The sequence below is a fragment of the uncultured Campylobacter sp. genome (assembly GCF_937997595.1).
Lineage (GTDB): Bacteria > Campylobacterota > Campylobacteria > Campylobacterales > Campylobacteraceae > Campylobacter_B.
In genome coordinates this window covers 1-1,895 of sequence record NZ_CALKTS010000179.1, presented here as the reverse complement: position 1 = coordinate 1,895, position 1,895 = coordinate 1, and the positions used below count along the sequence as shown (strand labels likewise).

Annotated in this window: 2 protein-coding genes; one reads left to right on the top strand and one right to left on the bottom strand. The window is 42.4% G+C overall.

Going from position 1 to position 1,895, the window contains the following annotated elements; all coding sequences use genetic code 11:
- The first annotated feature begins 218 nt into the window (after nt 1-218).
- The gene (locus Q0614_RS06515; protein ID WP_298787420.1) at nt 219-1,235 is read left to right on the top strand and encodes a hypothetical protein; all 1,017 of its coding nucleotides are present in this window, start codon (nt 219-221) and stop codon (nt 1,233-1,235) included.
- Between the two features lie 28 nt (nt 1,236-1,263).
- Here Q0614_RS06515 and Q0614_RS06510 read toward each other — a convergent pair.
- Nucleotides 1,264-1,895, bottom strand: a 632-nt coding sequence (locus Q0614_RS06510; protein WP_298787418.1) for a hypothetical protein, incomplete at its 5' end; no start/stop codon positions are given.

The following is a 1,895-nucleotide window of genomic DNA, read 5'->3' as shown; positions in this document are numbered from 1 at the left end:
GCGGGACGCGAGCGATTTCATAAGAAAATTTAAGAAATAAATCGATCCAAAAACGCGGTTTGTTTCCGTTGCCGCGCGCCTTGCTGCCGTCATTTCGCGCATGCGGCGCTATGCAAAACACATTTTAAATAAAATCAAAAATGCGCGAAACAGGCGCGATTTATTGCGATTTAAGCCTGAAATTATAAAATACGAGCATTTAAGCTTAAGGATATTTTTTGGATAAAGTGCTGCTTGAGGAATCAAAAAAGCTTCTAAACGAACAGCGCCGAATTTTAAAACAAAAGCTGCGAAAAGGCGCTAGCGTCGAAATTTTTGACGATACGGATTTAAGCGATGCGGCGGATCGTATATCATTAAATTTAAACGATGCAAATTTGAGTAGCAAAAGCTTTAAAAATGCGAATTTTAATCAAACAGACCCCGAATCGCAACCCGATCATCTTTGCGGCGCAAATTTTCGAGATACAAATTTAAAAGGCACGAATTTAAACTCACAAACCGAGGTAAAATTTCAAAATTTAAACCCGGGCGGTGTTTCATCACGAGGCGTTAAAACTCGTGATTACGATAAAGAACCGTTGGTCATCAAAGACTATATGCCGATCGTAAATATTATAGCTATAGTAGCGTTGCTTTGTTTTGCTATGTTTATAAATTTAGTGTCCAACATCCCTTATGATAGAAAAGTTGCAAATATTTTGCTCACTGCACCTTTGGTTGCTAGGGCTCTTAAGGGTTTTTCGCAGCATTACGGAAGGAAATTTATATTTTTAAACTCAAGCATAAAATGTATAAAATCAGGCGAGCAGCTCGTAATGAAATTTGATGAGATTTTGTATTTTAAAAAGACTTTCGCTCTTGTTTATGAAAGCGAAACACGAAAATACACGGAAACGGAAAGAATTATAGGAAAAACCTGCCTCGCCATATACGTACTCGCTTATATTTATGGTGCGATATTTGATGACTCTATGATAGTCTTTATAATGTTATTTTGCTGCATGGGAGCGATTATCTTTCTTTTTATACCGCAAATGATTTTTCATCTGTTTAAGGGCGGATTATTTTCATGTAGGTTTGTCGATGCTTTAATTATAGACGCGCTTTACAATAAATTTTTTATATTTATACCCACTAATAAAGAATATAACGAGCTTAAAAAATATATGAAACTAAAATTTAATAAAGATCTAGACGCGCCAAATTATCTTTTAAGAGTTAAAAATTTTTAACTCAGGCATTTTTCGAATTTACGAAGTCTCATTCCACAAGCCGCGCGCGGATGTCGCCGAAGAGCAGCACGTCCTTCAAAACGGCGCGATCGGCGTAACCGCGTTCGTTTAGGCTCAGGTGCAGCTCGCCTCGGCTGCTCGAAAATATCGGCTGGTTGATGAAAACCACGTAGATCGCCGCAGCCTGCTTATCTGCGCCCGCGCCGCGCCCTTTAAAATTTGCGTCCGTTGTGCCGGTTTTCGTGTCTGCTCCGCTAGAGCTTGCGCTTGCCGTTGCGCCGGAGTTTGCATCCGCATCACTAGGCGGCGCGACGCCAAGCTCGCTCGCGATATTTGCGGCGGCGCTTCCGCGCGGCCTTTCGATGTCGATCCTTCCGTCGGCGCTTTTTGCGCCCGCGGCTCGGACGAAAAATTTATCGCCCGAGTGCGGGATTTTAGAGAAATTAAAAAACAAACTCAACAGGTCGTTCGTCGCAAAATAGGGCAAAATTTCATCGCTTACGAGCTGCAGCTCGCCGCCTGCGCCCTTGAACTTTTGAAATTTTATCATTTTGCGCGCGTAGTCGAAGGCGTAGATTTTGCGCTCGTTTTTCGTCGTTTTGCCCTTTTTGCGCGAGACCTCGTGGACGTAGAGATCGGGCATCAAAAGCCCCGCCACGA